Annotated in this window: 20 protein-coding genes and 1 other annotated feature; all 20 genes read right to left on the bottom strand. The window is 50.9% G+C overall.

From position 1 onward, the window contains the following. Positions 1–165: 165 nt before the first annotated feature. Positions 166–1,317 carry an FtsW/RodA/SpoVE family cell cycle protein gene (locus tag ACX1C1_RS24975; RefSeq protein ID WP_458954821.1) on the bottom strand — a complete coding sequence of 384 codons (1,152 nt, stop codon included), beginning with the start codon at positions 1,315–1,317 and terminating at the stop codon, positions 166–168. Between the two features lie 7 nt (positions 1,318–1,324). After that, positions 1,325–2,116, bottom strand: a complete 792-nt coding sequence (minD, locus tag ACX1C1_RS24980; protein ID WP_458954822.1) for a septum site-determining protein MinD — start codon at positions 2,114–2,116, stop codon at positions 1,325–1,327. Positions 2,117–2,119: 3 nt separating this feature from the next. Continuing rightward, positions 2,120–2,764 (bottom strand): septum site-determining protein MinC, encoded by a 645-nt coding sequence (locus ACX1C1_RS24985; protein WP_458957791.1) that lies wholly within the window; start codon positions 2,762–2,764, stop codon positions 2,120–2,122. 86 nt (positions 2,765–2,850) lie between these two features. Continuing rightward, positions 2,851–3,375 (bottom strand): rod shape-determining protein MreD, encoded by a 525-nt coding sequence (mreD, locus tag ACX1C1_RS24990; protein WP_458954823.1) that lies wholly within the window; start codon positions 3,373–3,375, stop codon positions 2,851–2,853. After that, positions 3,372–4,214, bottom strand: a complete 843-nt coding sequence (mreC, locus tag ACX1C1_RS24995; protein WP_458957792.1) for a rod shape-determining protein MreC — start codon at positions 4,212–4,214, stop codon at positions 3,372–3,374. Before mreC ends, mreD begins: the two co-directional genes overlap by 4 nt. Positions 4,215–4,293: 79 nt before the next feature. Continuing rightward, positions 4,294–5,322 carry a rod shape-determining protein gene (locus ACX1C1_RS25000; protein WP_458954824.1) on the bottom strand — a complete coding sequence of 343 codons (1,029 nt, stop codon included), beginning with the start codon at positions 5,320–5,322 and terminating at the stop codon, positions 4,294–4,296. A gap of 125 nt (positions 5,323–5,447) precedes the next feature. After that, entirely contained in the window at positions 5,448–6,137 is a 690-nt protein-coding gene (gene radC / locus ACX1C1_RS25005; RefSeq protein WP_458954825.1) for a RadC family protein, read from the bottom strand. Positions 6,138–6,160: 23 nt separating this feature from the next. Further along, positions 6,161–6,793 carry a Maf family protein gene (locus tag ACX1C1_RS25010; protein WP_458954826.1) on the bottom strand — a complete coding sequence of 211 codons (633 nt, stop codon included), beginning with the start codon at positions 6,791–6,793 and terminating at the stop codon, positions 6,161–6,163. Between the two features lie 65 nt (positions 6,794–6,858). Continuing rightward, positions 6,859–7,101, bottom strand: coding sequence for a DUF4321 domain-containing protein (locus tag ACX1C1_RS25015; protein WP_458954827.1), 243 nt, complete (start codon positions 7,099–7,101; stop codon positions 6,859–6,861). 61 nt (positions 7,102–7,162) lie between these two features. After that, on the bottom strand, positions 7,163–8,503 hold the full coding sequence (locus ACX1C1_RS25020; RefSeq protein WP_458954828.1) for a hypothetical protein: 1,341 nt from the start codon (positions 8,501–8,503) through the stop codon (positions 7,163–7,165). 172 nt (positions 8,504–8,675) lie between these two features. Next, on the bottom strand, positions 8,676–10,079 hold the full coding sequence (murC, locus tag ACX1C1_RS25025) for a UDP-N-acetylmuramate--L-alanine ligase (RefSeq protein ID WP_458954829.1): 1,404 nt from the start codon (positions 10,077–10,079) through the stop codon (positions 8,676–8,678). 7 nt (positions 10,080–10,086) lie between these two features. Further along, on the bottom strand, positions 10,087–11,472 hold the full coding sequence (locus ACX1C1_RS25030; protein ID WP_458957793.1) for a bifunctional folylpolyglutamate synthase/dihydrofolate synthase: 1,386 nt from the start codon (positions 11,470–11,472) through the stop codon (positions 10,087–10,089). A gap of 34 nt (positions 11,473–11,506) precedes the next feature. Further along, on the bottom strand, positions 11,507–14,149 hold the full coding sequence (locus ACX1C1_RS25035; RefSeq protein ID WP_458954830.1) for a valine--tRNA ligase: 2,643 nt from the start codon (positions 14,147–14,149) through the stop codon (positions 11,507–11,509). 94 nt (positions 14,150–14,243) lie between these two features. Then, positions 14,244–14,494 (bottom strand) — a binding site (T-box leader). A 336-nt stretch (positions 14,495–14,830) separates the two neighbouring features. Further along, on the bottom strand, positions 14,831–16,207 hold the full coding sequence (locus ACX1C1_RS25040; RefSeq protein WP_458954831.1) for a LysM peptidoglycan-binding domain-containing protein: 1,377 nt from the start codon (positions 16,205–16,207) through the stop codon (positions 14,831–14,833). A gap of 106 nt (positions 16,208–16,313) precedes the next feature. Further along, positions 16,314–17,261 (bottom strand): RluA family pseudouridine synthase, encoded by a 948-nt coding sequence (locus tag ACX1C1_RS25045; RefSeq protein WP_458954832.1) that lies wholly within the window; start codon positions 17,259–17,261, stop codon positions 16,314–16,316. A gap of 27 nt (positions 17,262–17,288) precedes the next feature. Beyond that, positions 17,289–18,590, bottom strand: a complete 1,302-nt coding sequence (hemL, locus tag ACX1C1_RS25050; protein WP_458954833.1) for a glutamate-1-semialdehyde 2,1-aminomutase — start codon at positions 18,588–18,590, stop codon at positions 17,289–17,291. After that, a complete protein-coding gene (gene hemB, locus ACX1C1_RS25055) occupies positions 18,590–19,591 on the bottom strand; it encodes a porphobilinogen synthase (RefSeq protein ID WP_458954834.1) in 1,002 nt (333 codons plus the stop codon). Before hemB ends, hemL begins: the two co-directional genes overlap by 1 nt. Continuing rightward, positions 19,588–21,156 carry a uroporphyrinogen-III C-methyltransferase gene (cobA, locus tag ACX1C1_RS25060; protein WP_458954835.1) on the bottom strand — a complete coding sequence of 523 codons (1,569 nt, stop codon included), beginning with the start codon at positions 21,154–21,156 and terminating at the stop codon, positions 19,588–19,590. The genes hemB and cobA overlap by 4 nt, the downstream gene beginning before the upstream one ends. Before the next feature lie 2 nt (positions 21,157–21,158). Further along, on the bottom strand, positions 21,159–22,112 hold the full coding sequence (hemC, locus tag ACX1C1_RS25065; RefSeq protein WP_458954836.1) for a hydroxymethylbilane synthase: 954 nt from the start codon (positions 22,110–22,112) through the stop codon (positions 21,159–21,161). Continuing rightward, positions 22,105–22,815: a precorrin-2 dehydrogenase/sirohydrochlorin ferrochelatase family protein gene (locus ACX1C1_RS25070; protein ID WP_458954837.1), complete on the bottom strand. Its 711-nt coding sequence runs from the start codon at positions 22,813–22,815 to the stop codon at positions 22,105–22,107. The genes hemC and ACX1C1_RS25070 overlap by 8 nt, the downstream gene beginning before the upstream one ends. Positions 22,816–22,847 lie beyond the last annotated feature (32 nt).

Consider the following 22,847-nt stretch of genomic DNA (forward strand, 5'->3'; position numbering starts at 1 on the left):
CAGTATCCTCCCTGCACCTTGTCCTACTACCATCTTTATGAGTTACAGAGGACAAGTATGCGAGTCCGGGGCAATCGGAGGAGAGAGTTTCGCTAGTCCTTACAAACGACAAAACGGCAGTGCCGGGAACAATTCCCGCTACACTGCCGTATCTATTAAGCCCACTCATTCGGCGAGCTCGTATACCTCTTGATGCGCCTTGATGCTGAATACGAGGCCGATTGACATCATATTTAAGAGCAGCGATGTCCCCCCGTAACTGACGAATGGCAACGTGATACCGGTAATCGGCATAAGACCGATCATCATCCCGATATTCTGGAACACCTGGAACACAAACATGGAGACGATCCCGATCACCATATAGGACGCTCTTCGATCGTAACATTTGAACGCAACCATTATCATTCGATAAATCAATAGGAAGTACAGCAGCAGAAGCACCGCGGCACCTTGAAACCCAAATTCCTCTCCGACCACAACAAAGATGGAATCCGAGTAAGCATACGGTATATAACCGCCGTTCTTCAGCTTGCCCTCCAGAAATCCTTCGCCATTCAACCCGCCTGATCCAATCGCAATCTGCGCATACATGGATTGATGTTTACTGTCCGCAGAAGCAAGCTCAGGGTTGATAAACGTATTAATCCGGTCATACCAATGCTTCTTATCCTGATCCACAAGATAGTCCTTGATTTCGGTGTTAAACACGTTGAACAAGAACATAAACAACACAATGCCGGCGACGACTGCTGCAAGCCCGATCGCCACATGCGAGTATTTGACATTGCCGATCCAGAGCATCCCAAGCACAATCACAAGATAAATGATGGCATTGCCTAGATCCGGCTGAATCATAACGAGCACGAATGGCAATAACGCAAATGAGCCTATAGTCAGCAGGTCCGTCGTAAAATTAAGTTTGTCTCCTTGTCGGCGACCCATAAGATATGCGATGCCGATGATCAGGATAATCTTCATAATTTCTGCAGGCTGGAAGTTGAGAAGTCCGCCTGGCAGCTTAAACCAACCCTTTGCACCGTTGATCTCGGCTCCGAAGAAAAAGACGAGAATTAGCGAAGCGACTCCGATCGCGTACAATACATGCCAGATTTTCAAGATAATCCGATAATCAAACAGCACTGAAGCGATAGCAACTACAAACCCAAGTCCGTAGAACACTAACTGCTTCATATCGTTGCTTGAATAAAGCGCGTTATTAGCCGTGGCGCTATGAATAGCGATAACGCTAATCGCCGCAAGACAAGCAAGAATGGCCAAGATGCCCCAATCGAGTTTTTTTATTTTATTAACCACAAGTCCATCATCCTATTCCGAGGAACTTCCGGAACCGCTTGAACGCTCCAGCCTTCTCGTCGAGAACCATCAACGGAACCATATCCCCCAGTATACGGCGGGCAATATTGCGATATGCAATCGAAGCGCGAGAGGTTGGATTCATGACAGTCGGCTCACCGCTATTGGCTGCAGAAATGACCTTCTCGTCATCGGGTACAATCCCTAGCAAATCGATCGCAAGCACCTGGCAAATTTCGTCGATATCCAGCATTTCTCCGCTCTTCATCATCGTTGGACGAATGCGGTTAATGATCAGCTTCGATGGAATTTTGTTGCCTTCGAGAAGCCCAATGACACGGTCCGCGTCTCGAACAGCCGCGTTTTCTGGAGTCGTGATAACAATAGCTCGATCCGCCCCTGCGATCGCGTTGCGGAAACCATGCTCGATGCCTGCTGGGCAGTCAATGATGACATAATCATGTTCCTGCTTAAGCTCTAGCACCATATCACGAATTTGCTCGGGCTTAACTGAATCTTTGTCTTTTGTTTGTGCTGCGGGCAGCATATACAGCTCTTCGAATCGTTTATCCTTTACTAATGCTTGATTCAGTCGGCATCTGCCCTCGGCAACGTCGACCAAATCGTATATGATCCGATTTTCCAGACCCATGACGACATCAAGGTTACGAAGTCCGATATCAGTGTCGACCATGCAAACTTTTTTGCCAAGCAGCGCAAGCGCAGTTCCGATATTAGCCGATGTCGTCGTCTTGCCGACACCGCCTTTGCCTGATGTGATTACAATCGCTTCTCCCATGCTCTACACTCCTTTAAATAGGATCGGATTATGCCTGATTCGGAATAGCTGCGATAGCTTGTCGATCTGCATTTGTCCTTCGTTCAGAAAGGCGAATTCCATCGCCGAGTCCAGCGTCAGCCATTCTTCAGGCGGCCTGCTGACGACGTCCGCGATACGCAGCTGAGTAGGCTTCATCAGAGATGTGGCGATGATCACATCTTTTCTACCTGCGACTCCAGCATGCGCCATTCCTCTCAGCGCGCCCATCACATAGATATCTCCGGTGCAGAGTAGTGTGCCTCCCGGATTAACATCGCCGATGAGCATTAAGTCTCCGTCATGCTCCAGCGTCTGCCCCGAACGAACAATGGACGTAATCACTTGCAGCGTCTTGCCGTTATTGCCAGATTCCGGATTAGTCGGCGGATCCGACTCCATGGACTGGATCATCAAATTGCCTTGCGCACCGATGATGCTCGATAGCTGTTCCTTCTGTTCGTCCGTAATGATTCTGGAGCCCAGCTTAACATGTATGTGTACGAGTGGTCCCGTCAGCAGCTGCTGATGTGTCTTCTCCAGCTTGTGCTTCATCTCGGCTACCAGCGAATCGAAAGCACATTGATCGTCGAGAAGGAACAGCAGACCTTCCTTGACGCCTTTAATCATAATATGTTGTTTCTCGGTCACGTTTGTCCCTCCCCAACCTATTCAATTCTAAACGGATAGCCCGAATTCCTGCCTGCGTTCGACCATTATTCCTCTTCGCCGTTTTCTCCCATTTGATTGCGGGATTCGAACATGCGTCGAATCGGTATATAACAAGCAAGCGCAAAGGCTAACTGCAGGAACAAGCTGGGGAGAATATGATTAAGAAGCGCCCAAGCATAAGAAGCGTCTGTTATCCGGAATACCTTGTAGATAAAGAACAACGAGGAATCATATAGGATGCAAGCAAATCCGATGACGGAGACTGCCATCATGACCGTTGCGCGTTTGCGCTCCAGCAGAATGCCCGTAAGATACCCCAGCAATCCCATCGCAAAGAAGTGTAGGCCTAGCAGCTGTCCGAAATAGATAATATCTTGCAGCAAACCAAATCCAGCGCCAAGCAACAGAGCCTGATGACGATTGCCGTAAAGTGCCGAAAATAATACAAAAACGAAAATAAAGTGCGGAATAATCCGGTCGCCGAAACCTTCCGGGATGATCCAGGGCATTAACGAACCTTCCACCACGAATAGCAGCAGCATCAGCGCAACGATTCGGTTCATGCTCATTGCTCGGATTCCTCCATGCCAGGAACCTGCACGACAAATACCTCCGTGAGATGATCGAAGCTAGCTGACAGCTTAACTGTCGCCGTGTATGTAAGACCAAAGTCTCCGACCTGCTTCGTCTCTACCGTTCCAACCCGCAAACCTCGCGGATATACATTGCCAAGCCCCGACGTTATAACGGTATCGCCGATCTCCATTTTGTCATTCTCGGCAATACGAGTCATAATGATCCGATTGGTTTCTTTCTCGAAGCTGCTAAGAATGCCAAAGGATTCGTCCTCACGTCCTTCAATCGTCGCAGCAATCGAATTAAACGTCGGCGACGTTTCGTTAAGCTCGGTGATTGGCGTAATTGCAGAGGTAAACGGCGTAACCGAGCTGACCAATCCGACTAGACCGTCGACTGTCGTGACCGCCATATTTTTCTGGACTCCATGCTTCGATCCCAGATTAATCGTCATCGTCCGATTATTAGCATCATTGCTGACCGATACGACCTGCGCGATAAGATATTTGTAATTATTCATTTGTTTCTGCTGCTCAGTGAAATTAAGTTCTTCCTTAAGCCGCACGTTTTCTTTCTCCATAAAATTGTATTTCACTTTGTCGCGCGCATAAGCGGCTGCGGTACTGCGAAGTCGCTCATTCTCTTGGTATACGATTCGAAAATCGCGAATGTCCTCAAAGAAGCCCGCTATATAGCCAGCGGGCTTGTAGAACCACTGCTGCACGAAGCCGGACGTATCCTTGAGGAACTTCTCCGGCCCGGTCAGCTCTTTGCGATCGCTAAGCGAGAAGCCGATGATCGCGATAAACAAAATAAAACCGATCATAAGCATAAACACACGCTTATTCCTCATGAAATTTAACAGCCCGATCACCTGCCTGTCCCAAATCCGTGATTGCGCCTAACATGTATTAACGCTTCGAGCGATTCGATCCTCTGCTCTTGAACAGATGAATATTATCCAATGAACGGCCTGTGCCGATCGCGACACAATCAAGCGGGTTGTCTGCCACGATGACCGGCATTCCGGTTTCACGTTGCAGCAGCTTATCCAGATTGCGCAGCAAAGCGCCTCCGCCAGTCAATACAATACCACGATCCATAATATCCGCAGATAACTCCGGCGGACATTTCTCGAGTGTGACTTTAACAGCTTCCACAATGGCATTAATGGTATCCATCAGTGCATCTGTTATCTCATCCGATGTAATAGCGAGTGTCTTCGGAAGGCCAGATACGAGGTCGCGTCCACGGATTTCGAGCGTTTCTGGCTTATCAAGCTGCAATGCAGAGCCGATTTCCATCTTAAGCTGCTCTGCCGTTCTCTCACCAATCATCAGGTTGTACAGTCGTTTGATATATTGGATAACGGCTTCATCCATTTCGTCGCCCGCAACACGGATGGAACGGCTCGTTACGATGCCGCCTAGCGAGATGACCGCCACTTCAGTCGTTCCGCCGCCGATGTCTACTACCATACTTCCTGTTGGCTCCCAGACTGGAAGATCTGCGCCAATAGCTGCAGCGAAGGGCTCCTCGATGGTATACGCTTCTCTAGCGCCAGCTTGCTTAGCCGCATCTTCTACAGCTCGTTGCTCAACTGCCGTAATACCGGAAGGCACGCACACCATCACATTCGGATGGCGCGGGAACAGCGAACGCTGCTTTTGCGCAGAGCGGATAAAATATTTGATCATCGTTGCCGTCGTCTCGAAATCCGCAATAACTCCGTCTTTCATTGGACGAACCGCACGAATGTTGCCCGGCGTTCTGCCTATCATTTTTTTGGCTTGCTCGCCTACCGCTTCGATCGTTTTTGTATCGGTACGCAGGGCTACCACGGATGGCTCCCTCACGACTATCCCCTTGCCTTTAACGTATACCAGCGTATTTGCTGTTCCGAGGTCAATCCCCAAATCCTTGTTCAATCTACCGAACATGTTGTTGCTCCCTTCTAATTCCGTACATCCATTTTGCTCTTATCTTACGTACATATTCAACGTCGAATGTTGTATTCGTCCGTGGCCTTGTTAATCAGACTTTTTAATACGCCTTTTATATTATATTACATATGACCAAGTTCCTTCAAACTCATGAATTTGCCATCCCCGATTATGATATGATCCAGCACTTCGATGCCAACAAGCTTACCTGCTTCTACAAGTCGATCCGTAAGCGTAATATCCTCAGGACTCGGAGTTGGATCACCGCTAGGATGATTATGAGCACAAATGACAGAGGCGCTGTTACGTTTAATTGCCGCTCTGAACACTTCCCTAGGATGAACTAACGACGCGTTTAGTGTACCGACCGACAATGTTTCCCGGGCAATAATTCCGTTCTTGGTATTCAAGAACAAGCAGACAAAATGCTCCTTGTCCAAATATCGAAGCTCTTCCATCACATAATCAGCAGCATCCTTGGGTTTGCGGATTGTGACCCAATCATCAATCCGTGTCTTGATCATTCGTCTGCCAAGTTCAATCCCTGCACGCAGCTGCAAGGCCTTGGCCGGACCGATCCCGTTAATTGACGTGAGCTCTTCGTGACTCATATCCAGCAATCCGCGCAGGCTTCCGCTCTGACGCAAAATCGAGTTCGCCAAATGAATGGCCGACTGACGTTTTGTACCTGTTCGCAACAAAATCGCAAGCAGCTCAGCATGGCTAAGCGCCTCCGCCCCATATCGCATCATGCGCTCTCTTGGACGTTCTTCATGGGGGACATCACGCAATACATTACCATGTATTTCCATAATCATCCCATCCCATCATAGAATTAATACGTCTGTACGCCAAACGTCTTAAGCCGATCAGACAAAAGCGATAGCGGCAGACCCACGACATTGAAATAACAGCCTTCGATCGTATCTACTAAAGCAGCACCATATCCTTGAATGCCATAAGCTCCGGCTTTGTCACGCGGCTCGCCAGATGCGACATATCTGCGGATTCGTTGTTCATCCAATGCCTTCATGAAAACCTTCGTTCTGCGACTGGCAACACTGTGATGCTCCGTGCCTGCCGCTAGTAATGCGATGCCGCTGTATACCTCATGTGACCTGCCTTGCAAGGAAGTCAACATCCGTACTGCCTCTTCGTCATCATTGGGTTTTCCGAGTATTTGGCCATCCAGTACTACGATCGTGTCTGCAGCAAGAATTAACGTGCCTGCAGATTCTTCGCCCCGTTGTGTGAGCAGCGCTTCGGCTCCTAAACCTTTGCGAAGACTCAGCTGTTCGACCACCTCTTGCGGCGTCCAGTTGGATTCATAACTTTCATCCATATCCGTAGACAAAATAGAAACCGGCAAGGAAAGGTCCAGAGATGCGACCAGTTCCTTCCGGCGCGGAGACGATGAAGCCAGCACGAGCCGGCTTATCGGTGCTTGGTTAGTAAAACTTTCATTCATAAGGGCGTGCTCCTTCTACGGATCAATCATGATCCAGCTGCCACCTTAAAAAATGTGTGCAGTACTTACATTTTTCTGTACAACCAAATCGCAATGGCTGCACCGACGACGCTCAGCAAGCTAATCTGCAGGCTGACCGACATGTTTAGGCTCAATACATACAGATCAACGTTAGGCGACCAAGAAGTCGCGATCGGCTTAGTCAGGAAGGATACGCCCGGTACGGATTCCAGCCATTTTGCGACTAGCGCTCCTGCTATCATTCCGAGCAATATAAACAAAAAAAGTATCCATCCGTTTTTTTTCATCGTTCAGACCCTTTCGCCACGAAATGACACCTGATTCCATTATACGCAGTTGCCTGTCCGTTTACAATGCGCTCGAAGACTCAAACCATTCTTTTTGCGCGAGCACCGCTTCCATAAGAGAAGTTTCTGCATCCCACAAATGAGCTTTCGAAGGATTGTTATCATATTCGGTCATCGACACAGCGGCTTTATCGATTGCCGTCCTTAGCTTACCGAAGTACGTCTCGCCTCCGGGATCAGAAACACCCTTCTCCATTGCCGCCGCATGCACGGTCCATTGCTCGTGCCTTGTCCGCCATCCTTCTGCTGCGGCAGCGCCTAGCGGTGAAAGGGACGGTTGCTCCAGCTGAGCAATCACGAGATCTGACCAGGTCGCAATCAGTTCGTTCGTCGAAACGAAGAACCCTTGCGCGACTTCTTCTCCACCTGCGAAGGGCAACTGGTCAGGTCCCTGCAAGGTCACCGGTTTCTTATATAACAAGAGATCCGGCACGTTGCTTACGATTACGCCAGCTTTGGTTCCATCTAATGCCATCCCTGCATAGACGCGGTACCCTTCGGGCGTATTCATAGACGCCGCCGCGAATCCCCCATCCTTTAATTGCTTTAGCGCGGCATCTCGTCCTTCCGCATTACTGAACAGACCGAACTGAAGCAGCGTATACGTGTGCGCGATACTTCCCGCTTGAATAGAGGCAGCAGGAAGATTATTTTCATTGGCTCCCTTTGTCTCGTCAACCTGCGGATCATCCTGCAGATCATCCAATCCGATCGGCTCGCGCACTTCTGGCTGAACGACCGGCTGTGTGTTGCCGCCATTATCAGCCCGTTCTCCTCCTGGCCATATCGTTGCACCTGTAAATAAGGTCAGAATCAAATAACCAAAGATCGCTCCGGTCGCAAGCGCTCCGCCTACCGATAAGAATACATGCAGCCAGGATGGACCCTTGCCGCCTGTTCTGCGTGTGATGACCGGTTTGTCCGTCTTCGTCTCGTACTCCCAATCAACAACAGGCTGCCACTGAGGTGTAATAATCGTCGTCACAGGAACTTGCTCTGGGGCTGCTGGGACGATTGGATGTTCCCATTCTGTTTGTTTACTAGCTGAAGATGGATGGTCATCGGATTCCGCTTCGCGAATCAATTGCTCCAATGCTCCAATATCTTCTTGAAAGGCGTTGTTCCAAGGCTGCGCTTCCTCTATAACATTCGAAGACGAAGGATAATATAAGGGGATGACATTTAATTTGGATGAAGTTGGTAGTTGCTTCTGCTCCTCGGTGTCAATATCCGGTGCTGTATCCCACGTACGCTCAGCTTCGATAAGTCTATGGGGCTTGTCCTGCTTCGGCCGGCTCTCAGGGATGTCAAAGCGATAGGTGATTCGATTATTCGGTTTCATGTTGATCTCTCCTCTACCTGGTCTACTATTAGTCTATGAGATCAATGAGAGAGTTATGACGAGTAAGGGCATTACACATAACGGCGGAGTAATAGAAAAGCCGCTCCGGACATCGCATGATTTGCGAATATTCGGAACGGCTCTTTTGTACGCATATGGGGACATCCGTACATTACGATTGTTTTTCGGTAAGAGATCGGGCTAACGCGTCAGCTACTTTCCAGATGTCACCCGCGCCCATCGTAATTACCAGGTCGCCTGGAACAACTCGTGCTTTCAGCGCTTCCAGCACTTCTTCCTTTGTAGGGATATATTCAGCACTCGCATGACTGTTGCTGCGAATCAGCTCGACGAGCTTGCCGGAATTAATCCCCTCAATCTGTTTCTCTCCCGCAGGGGAATAGATATCGGTAATAATTACTTGATCCGCCTCAGGGAACGCCCTGCTGAATTGCTCGAATAGGAAAAACGTTCTTGTATAGCGCTGAGGCTGGAACACCGCAATAATGCGTTTGCCTGTCGCTTTTGCCGCACTAATCGTCGCTTGAATTTCGGTTGGATGATGGGCATAGTCGTCGATTACAAGTATATCGTTGACTTCGCCTAACACCTGGAATCTTCGTTTCGCGCCGCGGAAAGACTTAATCGCTTCCTTGACAGAGTCAAACGTCAAACCTGCTTCCAAACAAGTAATGATGGTCGCCATTGAATTGTATACATTATGGATGCCCGGCACAGACAGCTCCACATTGCCAAGCAAGACACCTTCCTTGCTCAAATGAAAGGACACCTTACGGTCTCCGAGAATAATTTGATCCGCTTTGAAGGTAGCATCCTCATCGATGCCATAAGTGACAAGAGCAGACGAATGAGCATTGTTTTCCGTTCCCCATACTTTGGGAAGCAGCTCGCGTACGATTGGATCATCCGCACATACGATTGCTTTGCCGCCTTCTCTCACCTGACTCAAGAACTGAACATAAGCCGACTTTAGCTTCTCGAAATCGCCATCATAATTTTCTAGATGATCGGGCTCAATATTCGTCACAATCGCCATCGACGGATGATAATGCAAGAAGGAACCATCGCTTTCATCCGCTTCTGCAACGACGTATTCGCCTTTGCCCGCTTTGGCATTGGTGCCGACGTTAACAATCTCGCCGCCGATAATGTAAGTAGGATCGATTCCACAGGTTTCCATGACGAGTGCGATCATCGAAGAGGTTGTTGTTTTGCCATGCGCGCCAGCAACAGCCACACCTTTGCCCGCATTCATCAGCCTTGCGAGCATTTGGGATCGATGCAGAACGGGAATATTGAGCGCTTCTGCAGCTTTACGTTCTACATTATCGCTAGTTAGCGCCGTCGAATAAACGACGAGATCCGCTCCCTTGACATGTTCGGGCTGATGCCCGATGAAAATATCCGCACCTTTGGCGGCAAGCTTCTCCGTTAACTCTTGGCTAGCAACGTCCGAGCCAGTTACCTTATACCCCATCTCCAACATAACGCGGGCGATCGCGCTCATTCCGTAGCCGCCAATTCCGATGAAATGAACGTGTTCTGCACTGTTCAAAGACGGTTCACCAACCTTTTTCAGCAGCCGAGCCAGATAGCAGGGAAGCGCGCACGTCCGCTATCAAATATAGCGTTCCTGTCACGACCCCGAGATCCTCGTTCCCGGTAAATTGCTGTAATTTGTTTAATGCTTGCTGCCAATTCTTTTCGATCACGATTTCTGCAAGAGGAAGCTCGGGCATACTCTGACGCATTTCCTGGACGATCAAAGCCAGGTCCTGCGCTTCCATGCGCATGCGATAATCAGGTTCGGTCAAGATAAGCGTATCCACTATAGGTAGTATATGCTTCAAAGTCTCCCGATGATTCTTATTCTCCAGCATCCCCATCATAAGATGCAGCTTCTTGTATGTGTACGTCGATTTCAGCGTAGCAGCAAGACTCTCCGCACCTTCCGGATTATGTGCGCCGTCAATCACAATACGAGGATTGCGGCTTACCATCTCCAGCCTTCCCGGCCAGGCCGTCTTGCGCAGGCCATCACGCATCGCCTCATCATCCAGCACCAGCGCATTGTATTGACGCAGTACTTCGAGTCCCATTACGGCCGTCGCCGCGTTGGTGCGCTGATGCGAACCATTGAGCGTAATCGTAAGCGGCTCGATATGACGGAATAAACCCTCGAAGCGGAAGGTTTGCTCATCCTCGCGAACATCCTGTGGCTTCTCCTCGAAGTGCTCACCTATCAAATAGAAAGACGATTTGCGTTCAGCAGCCGTCCGGCGAAGCACTTCGATCACTTCAGGCTGGGTAGCCGCACTGACAATGGGAACACCCGGCTTAATAATGCCAGCTTTCTCTGCAGCAACCGCTTCAAGAGAATCACCCAGACGATCCATATGATCATGGCCTATATTCGTAATAATAGATAGAACTGGATAAACAATGTTGGTCACATCCATCCTGCCACCAAGCCCAGTCTCCCATACAACATAATCGGGGAATGTTACTTTGGCAAAGTAGAGGATCGCCAGTGCCGTAGAAACCTCAAACATCGTGGGCGAACCCAGTTCCGTCTCCGCTATTGCATCCACATGTGGGCGAAGGTCATTGGCGAGCCTTAGCAGTGTTTCCTCTTCGATGTCGACACCGTTATATTGAAATCTGTTCGTAAATTTCGTAATGTACGGCGAAGTAAACGTACCAACGTCATACCCGCCTTCTATGAGCGTGCTGGTCAAATATGCACAGGTGGATCCCTTTCCATTTGTGCCTGCTACATGGATGAACTTAAGTCGTCGATGCGGATTGCCTACTCTCTCCATCAACGCTTCAATTCGCTCTAGACCCGGACGAATGCCAAAAGGAATAAGCCCAGTAATCCATTCTACCGCTTCACGGTAGGAGGACAGCGAAGCAGCCGCTGTCCCGTTGTTTCCTTCAACCGTCATGCCTAACCCTTCTTCCTTGCCGCGGTCGCGGCGATTAACCGCGCAGTTCCGAGATCCGCGCAAGCACCTTGTCGCGTTTCTCCGCGTAGTCGTTCATCTTCGCTTTTTCTTCTTCAATTACTTTCGCCGGCGCTTTCGCTACGAAACCTTCGTTGCCAAGCTTCTTCTCGACGCGTTCAACTTCGCCGATCAACGTCTTCAGCTCTTTCTCGAGACGAGCGATTTCCTGCGCGATATCAAGCAAACCTGCAAGCGGTAGATATAGCTCGGCGCCCGTCACGATCGCGGTCATCGCTTTGTCCGGAGCGGCAAGATCCCGTCCGATCTCAAGAAGCGACGTTCCGCAGAACCGTTTGATAAACTCTTCGTTGCGAGTAAAAATCGTTTCTTCGGCTTCGCCGGCAGGCTTGATCAACAGCTCTACCTTCTTGCTCATCGGCACGTTCACTTCTGCACGGATATTACGAATGGAGCGGATCATCTCCATTAACAGCTCCATCTCTTTGACCGCTTCCGGAGCTTCAAGCGACGTCTCGTACATCGGCCATTCCGCCAGCGTAATTGTCTCGCCAACATGAGGCAGATGCTGCCAAATTTCTTCGCTGATAAACGGCATGAACGGATGAATCAAACGTTGTGTACGATCCAGCACATAAGCAAGGACGGATTGCGTCGCGCGTCGCGCAGCCTCGTCTGCCCCATTCAGGCTCAGCTTGGAGAATTCGATATACCAGTCACATAGGTCATCCCAGATGAAGTTGTAGAGAACGCGGCCAGTCTCGCCAAACTCATAGCTGTCGATTAATCGAGTAACATCTCGAGCCGTCTCGTTTAATCGATGCAGAATCCAGCGGTCTGCTGTTCCCAATTGCACATCGATATTGATGTCCGCAGCAGTGAATCCTTCTAGATTCATAAGCGCGAATCGTGATGCGTTCCATATTTTGTTGGCAAAGTTGCGGGCTTGCTCTACCTTCTCGTAGCGGAAGCGGAGATCCTGCCCAGGCGTGCTGCCCGTCGAAATCATAAAACGCATGGCATCGGCGCCATACTGCTCAATCACTTCCAGCGGGTCTACCCCGTTACCAAGCGACTTGGACATCTTTTGTCCATCCTTGTCGCGTACGAGACCGTGCATCAGTACGTCCTTGAACGGCATCTCGTCCGTGAATTCCAAGGCGGTGAAGATCATGCGCGCCACCCAGAAATAAATAATATCATAACCCGTTACGAGAACATCCGTCGGGTAATAACGTTTCAAGTCATTGGTTTGGTCCGGCCAACCAAGCGTTGAGAACGGCCATAAAGCGGAGCTGAACCATGTGTCAAGCACATCGTTATCCTGACGAAGATGGTCGCCTTGCATATCCTCGCGAGAAACGTTGATCTCGCCTGTCGCATCATCGTACCAAGCCGGGATCCGGTGACCCCACCAGAGCTGACGGGAAATACACCAGTCGCGTACATTCTCGATCCAGTTCAGATATGTTTTCTCGAAGCGCTCCGGTACGAATTGTACGCCTTTGCCGGACTTCTGGGCAGCAATTGCAGCTTCCGCGAGCGGTTTCATCGCCACGAACCATTGCGTCGACAGATACGGCTCGACTACCGCGCCGCTGCGTTCACTATGACCAACCTGATGCACATGATCCTCAATCAGGACACATACGCCTTGCTCTTGCAGATCCTTTACAAGCTGCTTGCGACAATCGAATCGGTCCAGGCCTTGGTATGGACCCGCTTCCGCATTCATGACGCCGGATTCATCCATTACCGTAATTTGTTGCAGGCTGTGGCGCTCACCTACCTCGAAGTCGTTAGGATCATGCGCCGGAGTAATCTTAACCGCGCCAGAACCAAAGTCCTTCTCAACGTACTCGTCCGCAATAATCGGAATTTCTCTGCCGATTACCGGCAACACAATCATCGATCCAATCAGATGAGCATATCGCTCGTCTTCAGGATGTACCGCAACCGCTGAATCGCCGAGCATCGTTTCCGGTCTTGTCGTTGCAACGGTGATATGACCCGATCCATCCTTAAGCGGATAGCGCAAATGATACAAATGACCGTTAAGCTCTTTATATTCAACCTCGATATCCGACAACGCCGTACGAGCGGCCGGATCCCAGTTAATGATTTTTTTGCCGCGGTAGATCAATCCTTTTTCATAAAGACGCACGAACACTTCGCGAACAGCCTTGGACAAACCTTCGTCAAGCGTGAATCGTTCTCTGGAGTAGTCTAATGACAAACCCATCTTCGCCCATTGCGAGCGAATCGTGTCCGCGTACTGGTCCTTCCACTCCCATACCTTCTCGAGGAACGCTTCCCGGCCCAGATCATGACGCGTAATGCCTTGCTCGCGCAGCTTCTGTTCCACCTTTGTTTGTGTCGCGATTCCAGCATGGTCCGTCCCCGGAAGCCACAATGCATCGTAGCCTTGCATCCGTTTCGTGCGAATCAGTATATCTTGCAGCGTGAAGTCGAGCGCATGACCGATATGCAGCATCCCCGTTACGTTAGGAGGAGGAATGACAATCGTATATGGATCTGCTTCGGGTCTCTTTCCCGCTTGAAAATAATTGCCTTCCACCCAGTACGAGTACCATTTCTGCTCCGCCGATTTGGGGTCGTACGTCGTAGGCATTGCTGATTTGTTCTCCATGTCAGACATTGTTTCATCTCCCATTCATTCTTCTGCGCGTATCAATCTCCATCGTGAGTTGACCCTCACCATTCCAAAAAAAAATCAAAAAAACCTCTCGCCCGTAAAGGACGAAAGGTTATCTTCCGTGGTACCACCTTTGTTCCGTATGTCTAGACATACGGCACTTGGAGCAGATAACGGCTGCGACCGACCCCACCTGGGCAAGAAAACACGACAATTCCTCATCGGCTCCGCTTTAAGCTGGGTGACTCCGGGGCGACTCGTATGCAGTCCGATCCTGCAGAACCTCTCAGCGTAACGATTCTGCTCTCTGAAGGTATACTGCGTACTACTCCCCTTCAATGTCTTTCGTATAAAGATATCCATCACTTCTATACATACATATGCTCTATCATACATTTGTTAACGAACAGAGTCAACATTAGGCGCCATATTGGGACAATAGATCCAAGCTAAGACATGGCAAGCCTATATTCAAGCGCTCGCAATCGGCCAACAACAAAAGAAGCTGCCTCGTTCAGGTCGCAATTCGACCACCAGAGACAACTTCTATCGGTTTAACGAATATAGCATTTTAGAAGAAAGTCCTGAGGACGTCCTTCACGGATGCCTTGTATTCAGCGAGACGCTTCATCCGCACCATTCATACTGTCTATGAATGGTCGGCTATCCGCTTTTTCCGTATCGTTAAGGGATGTATAATAACTGCCCTTCTTCAACAGCCGACTCATGCAGCCTATTAAAATTCAAGATTTCCCTTGGATTCAGGCTGTATCGAACGGCAATTTGCTCCAGCGTCTCTTCCTTCTGAACAATGCACATTCTTATCTTACGGAACTCGTTATGCTCAGGCTGGTTACTGAGGAATAACTTCTTCCACTCGATCTCCTCTTCGATGGCGGTCGCCCTCGAGCTGTTCTGAGCCTCTTGCTGCTCCTGATTCACTTGTTCAGCAGCTTCTCTCAGCGCCTGCTCGCGCCGGCTGGATTGCAAGATCGCACGGTAACCGACTTCAGGCTGCCCATTGTCGCTGCCGGTTGCTGATTTACCCGAAAACGCAATCTGGACCTCCTCCGGCTTCCGGGATATCTGCTCCTGCTGCTCTTGCTCGATCGCAACGTTGAGAACTTCTTCTTCCTGCTGCTCGATTCGGATCTCTTCGCCAGCAGTTGCGTAGTTCTCCTCGGTTGACTGAAGCGCAGCCTCCTCTTCGGGGCGTACAATACCTTGCTCCCCTGGCGCCGAGTATTGGATTTCGGATGACCACGGCTGGGAGCCGGATGCCGGCACCTCCGCATTAGACTGAGCCTGCTTCTGACCCGATTCGGCTAGGGCGCTCCACTGCAGCCAGCTATCGCTTCCGGACTGCTGCGATGCGATTGTAATCTCGCGAGCATCTCCCCCGCTTTCGATTGCCGAGGCCTCCGCTATGTAGCTCTGCTCGTCCTGCTCTGCTTGAAACTGTGGCGGAGACAGATCACGTCCTGTGTAATCCTGCTGCGGCTGTTGCGGCTGTGGCGGCGACCAGAATTGAGGAACGGCCCCATATCCACCCTGCACAATGTTGCCGAACGCATCCGTCGCATACGGCTGAGCTTGCTGCCCAAAGTTCTCTGGCAATTCCTCATTCTCCGCTTCCCGTTCATGCGTTGCTGTGAACGGCTCCTCTTGCCATGACTGGATTTGTTCCTCTACGGAATCGACAGTGATGCCTCTCAGCGACAACACGCCTGTAACATTGAGCGTGCGTGCGGAGATCAGATCCACATCGAAGTTATCGATCTCGATGGAGATGTCATCCAGCCTCGTAACACGGTTCATTGGCAACGAAATTTCCACAGGAATCCAATGCTCGAGCGTAAGAGGTCCCACGATCGCATTCTGACTCCGGTAGACCCCGCTAAGCAGCAACTGCCCCTTTAGGACAGCGTGATCTCCCTGATCGATCACCTGAATGCGGGGAACTAACTCAATCTCCTCCAACTCGTCTATCGCCGCGACATCATCAGGCAGATGAACGCGTTCATACACGTCAAATCGCAATCCGTTATTTTGATTCGACACGCCAAAGTCCTCCCTTCTCATCCTTAATGCTTGGTCTAATGGCACATACACTACTTATCTATATGGTCCAACAAGCGGGAGCATGACTGTCATTTTCAAAGACGGACTACCTATTATAAAGTTTCGTCAGCCATATCGGCCAAGCGGAACGTACCTCTATCCTCAAGCCAGTCAGCGGGTGCGGGAAGATCAGCAGCTCACCATGCAGTGCTTGATGCCCTAGCTCGTCCGTCCGTCTGCCGCCATATTGGATATCTCCTAGCAATGGATGCCCAATATGGCTCATATGAACACGAATCTGATGCGTTCTGCCTGTCTCCAGCTCTACTCTCGCAATGGAATATGGATCCGAAGCAAAGATTCGCTCATAATGCGATATCGCTGTATCACCGCCTGGCGTAACACGACGTCGCGACTTATGATGGCGGTCCTTGCCGATTGGGGCATCGATTGTCCCGCTGCCGCCTTGCAGCCTGCCATGAACAGCGGCAATATAGATGCGGTCAATCTCCTTCTCTCTCATTGCTTCGTCTAGGCGTTGCTGTGCCAGATCGTTTTTGGAGTACAACACAGGACCAGACGTATCATCATCCAGCCGATGAATATGCCTGACGAGCACAGGGTCATTCTGATCCGACATATATTGATTCGCTGCCGCATCGAGCGTACCGCGCTGTCCGGGATAAGACTCGTGCACAGGCATACCTGCCGGCTTGTCGAGCACAAGGCAGAAGTCATCCTCATACAGAATAGGCGGTACAATTATTCCATTCCCTTCTGCCTCTCCGCTTCTTGATCCGCCGAGATGCTTCATCGAGCTGTCGACAGGAAAAGCCAGCAAAGCAATTCGCCCGTCCTCCTTCATCCGTATGCCGCCTACCGAAAACAGCCGATTAATCCATTTGTCCGGAAAAACAGAACAAGCCAGCAGCCACTTGCGCACCTCGTGCGCGTGGCTGCCGGCTTTAGGCTGGCTGCTGTCGGAGGAGAACGGGGCTAGCGCTTCGGGATACAGCACCAGCCACTCGCCATCGCGTTCATAACGATCATCCATCTTCTGCGCCGAACCTCCTCTATGCCATTATAAACGTGCAAATGCAGCGTCATGCGCAGCGATGGTCGCTTCGATGTCCTCGTCCGAATGCACCGTAGACACGAACATCCCTTCGAACTGAGAAGGCGCTATGCTGACACCAAGATCCAGCATGGCCGAAAAATAGGCTCTGAATCGTCCCAAATCCGATGTTTTGGCCGAATCGTAGTTGATAACCGTCTGCTCGGTAAAGAATGGACATACCATGGAGCCTACTCGGTTAATGGTCGAGGCGATGCCATGTTTCGCAGCATTGGCTTCGAAACCGCGTTGCAGCTTAACAGCTTGCCGTTCAAGCAACTCGTATTTCTCATGCGTCATGAGCTTAAGCGTCGTATAACCAGCTGTCATCGCCAACGGATTACCTGACAATGTACCAGCTTGATAGATCGGACCACTCGGCGCGATCATCTCCATGATTTCTCGTTTGCCGCCATACGCGCCTACCGGCAAGCCGCCGCCGATTACTTTGCCGAAGCATGTGAGATCCGGCGTAACGCCGAATAGCCCTTGGGCACAGGAATAACCGACGCGGAAGCCGGTCATCACTTCGTCGAAGATCAGCAGGCTGCCATATTCGGAGGTGACAGACCGAAGTCCATCCAGGAATCCTGGAAGCGGCGGAACGACGCCCATATTGCCTGCGATCGGTTCTACGATAACACAAGCGATTTCTTCGCCAAACTTCTCAAACGCAAGTTTAACGGATTCGATATCGTTATACGGCACTGTAATGGTATGCGAAGCGACATGCTCCGGCACACCAGGGCTGTCGGGAAGACCAAGCGTAGCAACGCCGGATCCTGCTTTGATCAGCAGGCTGTCAGCGTGCCCGTGGTAGGAGCCTTCGAACTTCATGATTTTACTCCGTTTCGTGTAACCGCGAGCAAGCCTGAGCGCACTCATGGTTGCCTCCGTACCTGAGTTGACCATACGCACTAGGTCTACGGAAGGCACACGCTCGCAGACGAGTTCAGCCATAAGAGTCTCAAGTTCCGTCGGCGCGCCAAAGCTTGTTCCCTTCTCGGCCGTCTTGCGAATCGCTTCTATAACCTCGGGATGGGCATGACCCATAATTAGCGGTCCCCAGGATGCAACATAATCAATGTACGAATTGCCATCGATATCGTACACTCGGCTTCCTGCGCCACGTTCCATATAAACAGGTGTCAGGCCAACCGACTTGAACGCCCTTACCGGACTATTGACGCCGCCGGGAATTACCTTCTTCGCCTGCTCGAAAGCTGCTGCAGAGTTCGTGTCTTTTCTATTGCCAATTGTATTGCTCATTAGACTTCCCCTCCTCTCAGCCAGCGTGCTGCATCCTTGGCGTGATACGTAATGATGATATCCGCGCCTGCGCGTTTCATTCCCGTTAATGTCTCCAATACAATCGACTTTTCGTTGATCCAGCCATTGGCAGCAGCAGCCTTGACCATCGAATATTCTGCGCTGACATTGTAAGCCACTACAGGCAGATCGAATTGCTCTTTCAGCATACGAACGACGTCCAGATAAGCGAGAGCAGGTTTCACCATCAGCATGTCTGCGCCTTCTGCCACATCAGATTCTGCTTCGCGCATCGCTTCACGCATATTGGCCGGATCCATCTGATACGTCTTGCGGTCGCCGAATTGCGGCGCCGAATGCGCCGCATCGCGGAACGGACCATAGAATGCCGATGCGTATTTGACCGAATACGACATAATCGCGATATCACTGTATCCCGCTTCGTCAAGTCCGGCACGGATCGCATGAACGAACCCGTCCATCATGTTGGATGGAGCGATAATATCCGCCCCCGCCTCCGCTTGGGATACCGCTGTACGTACCAATAATGCGAGCGATTGATCATTATCCACAATCGCAGTCCCAGATGTCTCATCCAGCGTCACGATCCCGCAGTGGCCGTGATCCGTAAACTGACATAAACAGGTGTCCGCCACAATAACGAGCTCAGGTGCCCATTGTTTAATTGCGCGGGTTGCTCGTTGTACGATACCTTGGGAATCATACGCCGATGTACCAGTGGCATCCTTATGCTCCGGTACGCCAAACAACAAGATAGCGGATACCCCTGAAGCAACCACGTCGCGAATTTCTTCTTCGAGGCGATCCATCGAGAAGTGGTATACACCCGGCATCGACGGTATTTCTTCCTTCACGTTATCGCCATGCGTCACGAAGATTGGATAGATAAAGTCGCTCGAGCGAAGCAGCGTCTCGCGTACCAACGAGCGGATTCCCGCTGTTCTACGGAGTCTGCGATTTCGTGTTATTGGGAATGTCATTTTGTTTCTTCCTCCTCTGATGCTCTTGTTGCGAGCCGCCAACCGGCAACTGCGTCAATCAAACGATCTATTGTAGCTTCCTCGGCTTCTATCGTCACTTGTAATCCCGCCTGTCGCACGGTTTCCGAAGTGATAGGTCCAATGCTAGCAATTGGAATGCCTGCCAGCGCTGCGACTGGATCCTCAATGCCGCTATTTTGCAATATCGTAAGCAGATTCGTTACGGTCGACGAGCTTGTGAACGTGATCATATGAATCGCCTTTTCCTTCAGCCATTCGAGCACATAATCGTCCTGCGTATCTGCTAATACCGTTTCGTATACATCGATCTCATCTACCTCTATGCCACGCTCTCTCAGCAGCCTAGGCATCACTTCGCGGGCAAGATCCCCTCTTGGCAGCAGCGCTTTGTCACCGGGCCGCATCCAGCCTTCCACGCGCTCCAGGAGCGACTCTGCATGGAACTTGACTGGAAGCTCTTCTACTTGAAGTCCTCTGTTCTCGAGCGCTTCGGCTGTCTTAGGACCAACGGCCACGATACGAGCCTCCGAGAAGGAGCGAATATCGAGATTGAATCGGCGCAGCCAGCGGAAGAAATAATGGACGCCGTTAACGCTTGTGAAGATTAGCCATTGATAGCTGCCAGCCGCAGAGAGCTTTTCTCGCAAGTGATCCATCTCGGCTACTCCTGCCGGTTCACGAATATCGATAACCGGAAATTCACAAGGCTCGCCGCCGAGCTCTTCGATCTGCTCCGATAGCTCGCTTGCCTGCGCGCGTGCTCGCGTAACGAGAACTCTGGTGCCGAATAACGGCTTACGTTCGTACCAACGCAGCTTGTCCCGCTGCAGCACGACCTCGCCAACGATAATAACAGCAGGCGGTTGGAAATTTGCCGCGATGACCTTAGCTTCGATCGTCTCCAGCGTTCCTACGATGGTCCGTTGCTCCACTCGAGTCCCCCAACGTACCAGCGCCACAGGCGTTGTTGCCGCTTTGCCGTGCCGAATGAGCTGTTCGGCAATATAACCGATCTTAGCTACGCCCATTAGGAATAACAACGTACCTGTTGCGTTCGTCACTTTGTCCCAATGAATGGAGCGGTCCAGCTTGTCCGGACTTTCGTGTCCCGTCACAATCGACAATGAAGATGCCAAGTCGCGATGCGTAACCGGAATGCCCGCATATGCAGGCACCGCAATCGCGGAAGTAATACCTGGAACAATCTCGAATTCAACGCCGTTATCATACAACAGCTCCGCCTCTTCGCCGACACGGCCGAATATGGTAGGGTCGCCGCCCTTTAGACGAGTTACCGTCTTGCCGGCGAGTGCCAGATCGACAAGCAATTGATTAATTTCTTCCTGCTTCATCGTATGCCGATCAGGCAGTTTTCCTACATAAATAAACTCTGCTCCTGGTCTAACATGTCGAAGCAGGCGCGGACTCGCCAGACGGTCGTACACAACAACATCACAGCGCTCCAAACATTCCTTGCCACGCACAGTAATCAGTTTAGGATCTCCCGGTCCCGCACCAACCAAATAGACTTTCCCCTTGTCCATGTTTATCCCCCGATTTCCGACAGGATCCGGTCACCGCCCGCTGCAAGCAGCAAACTTGCCACTTCCTTGCCCAGCTCGAGCGGATCGGTGCCGCGTTTAATCTCCTTGAGTAGCGTAACTCCATCCGGTGAGCCGACGATTCCAGTTAACTCCAGAACCGGCGCTTCGCCTGTGCGGTCCACAATGACCGCATGCGCGCCAATCGGAACTTGACAGCCGCCCTGTAGCGTGCCAAGGAAGCTGCGCTCCGCAAGGACGGCATATTCCGTCTCCGCATCGTTCAAGAAGCTAAGAAGCTCTCTCACGCCTTCGTCACTCTCGCGGCACTCGATGCCTAGTGCACCTTGCCCTACAGCTGGCGTACAAACATCAGCGGGAATTAGCGTGGAGATCCGATCTTCCCAGCCCATGCGGTTCATGCCTGCTGCTGCGAGTACGACAGCATCAAAGCCCTCTGTCTCCAGCTTACGAATACGAGAATCAATATTGCCCCTAATCGACTCCAGCTGCAGATCGGGTCTAACATATTTTAATTGGCAGGAGCGGCGCAGGCTGCTTGTACCTACTTTCGCGCCTAGAGGCAAGTCTTGCAGGCTGCCGCCTTCCTTCATGATTAAGCAATCAAGCGGATTCACACGCTTTGGCGTTGCACCATTCATCAAACCTTCAGGGAGCTCATACGGCATATCCTTCATGCTGTGAACCGCTAAGTCGATCTCGCCATCGATTAACGCTTGTTCGATTTCCTTGACGAACAAACCTTTTCCGCCAACTTTGGATAATGTCACATCCAGGATACGGTCCCCTTTTGTTAATATTTTGCGAATTTCGAACGTATAAGGCAGTCCCTGCTCCTCGCAAATCGCATTCAGTTGGTCGATAACTTGACCCGTCTGCGTCAGCGCAAGAGCGCTCTGCCTAGTTCCTACGGTAATGACGCGTTCTGCTCTATTCATCGTGGTTGCTCTCCTTCGTCAATTCTAATAATTTCTGATACCATGTTTCTATCGCAAGAGCCATATACCCGCTCTGTTCAATCAGCGTATCGCGTTGCATAACTTCTTCAGCTGCAAGGGTCAAAATACTCCTGCGAACCTTATCGTTGCTTTGCTGCATGAGCACATAATCTCTTAAGGCTCGAAGTCTCTCGACATCTCTTTCATAGCGCGGACCATACTGGCGTTCCAATTCTCGTCTGATTGCAATCGAAAGTGCAGGACTTGCACCTGAAGCTGTTACAGCAAGCAATAAGCTCCCCCGACGAACGGTAGAAGGGGTAACCATACTTCCCGTTGCTCCCTGATCCGCTACTTGGCACCATATTCGAAGCCGCTCAGCCGTCAACGCAATCCCCTTGTTGAGCTCTCTATCAGCCGTACAAACAAAAACCAACCAAGCCTCTGCAAGATCATTTTCGCGGTACTGTCGTCCTGCTGCCTCTATACAGCCGGGGTACAGCTGTACAAGCTGTTGCAGCCCTTCGGTTAGGTCGGGGCTTACGATCAGAACGTCATTCGCACCTGCCTCGATTAAACCAAGCAGCTTCCGCTCTGCTACAGCGCCTCCGCCAATGATGACACAGCGCTTGCCCGATAAGGACAATGCCGTCGCATAATACCGTTCATGCCCCTGATTCCCGTCGCTATTCGTCATACCCATCTCTTCCTCCTTAACGCCCCTGACCGTTACTC

The organism is Paenibacillus sp. strain BS8-2, assembly GCF_054483835.1.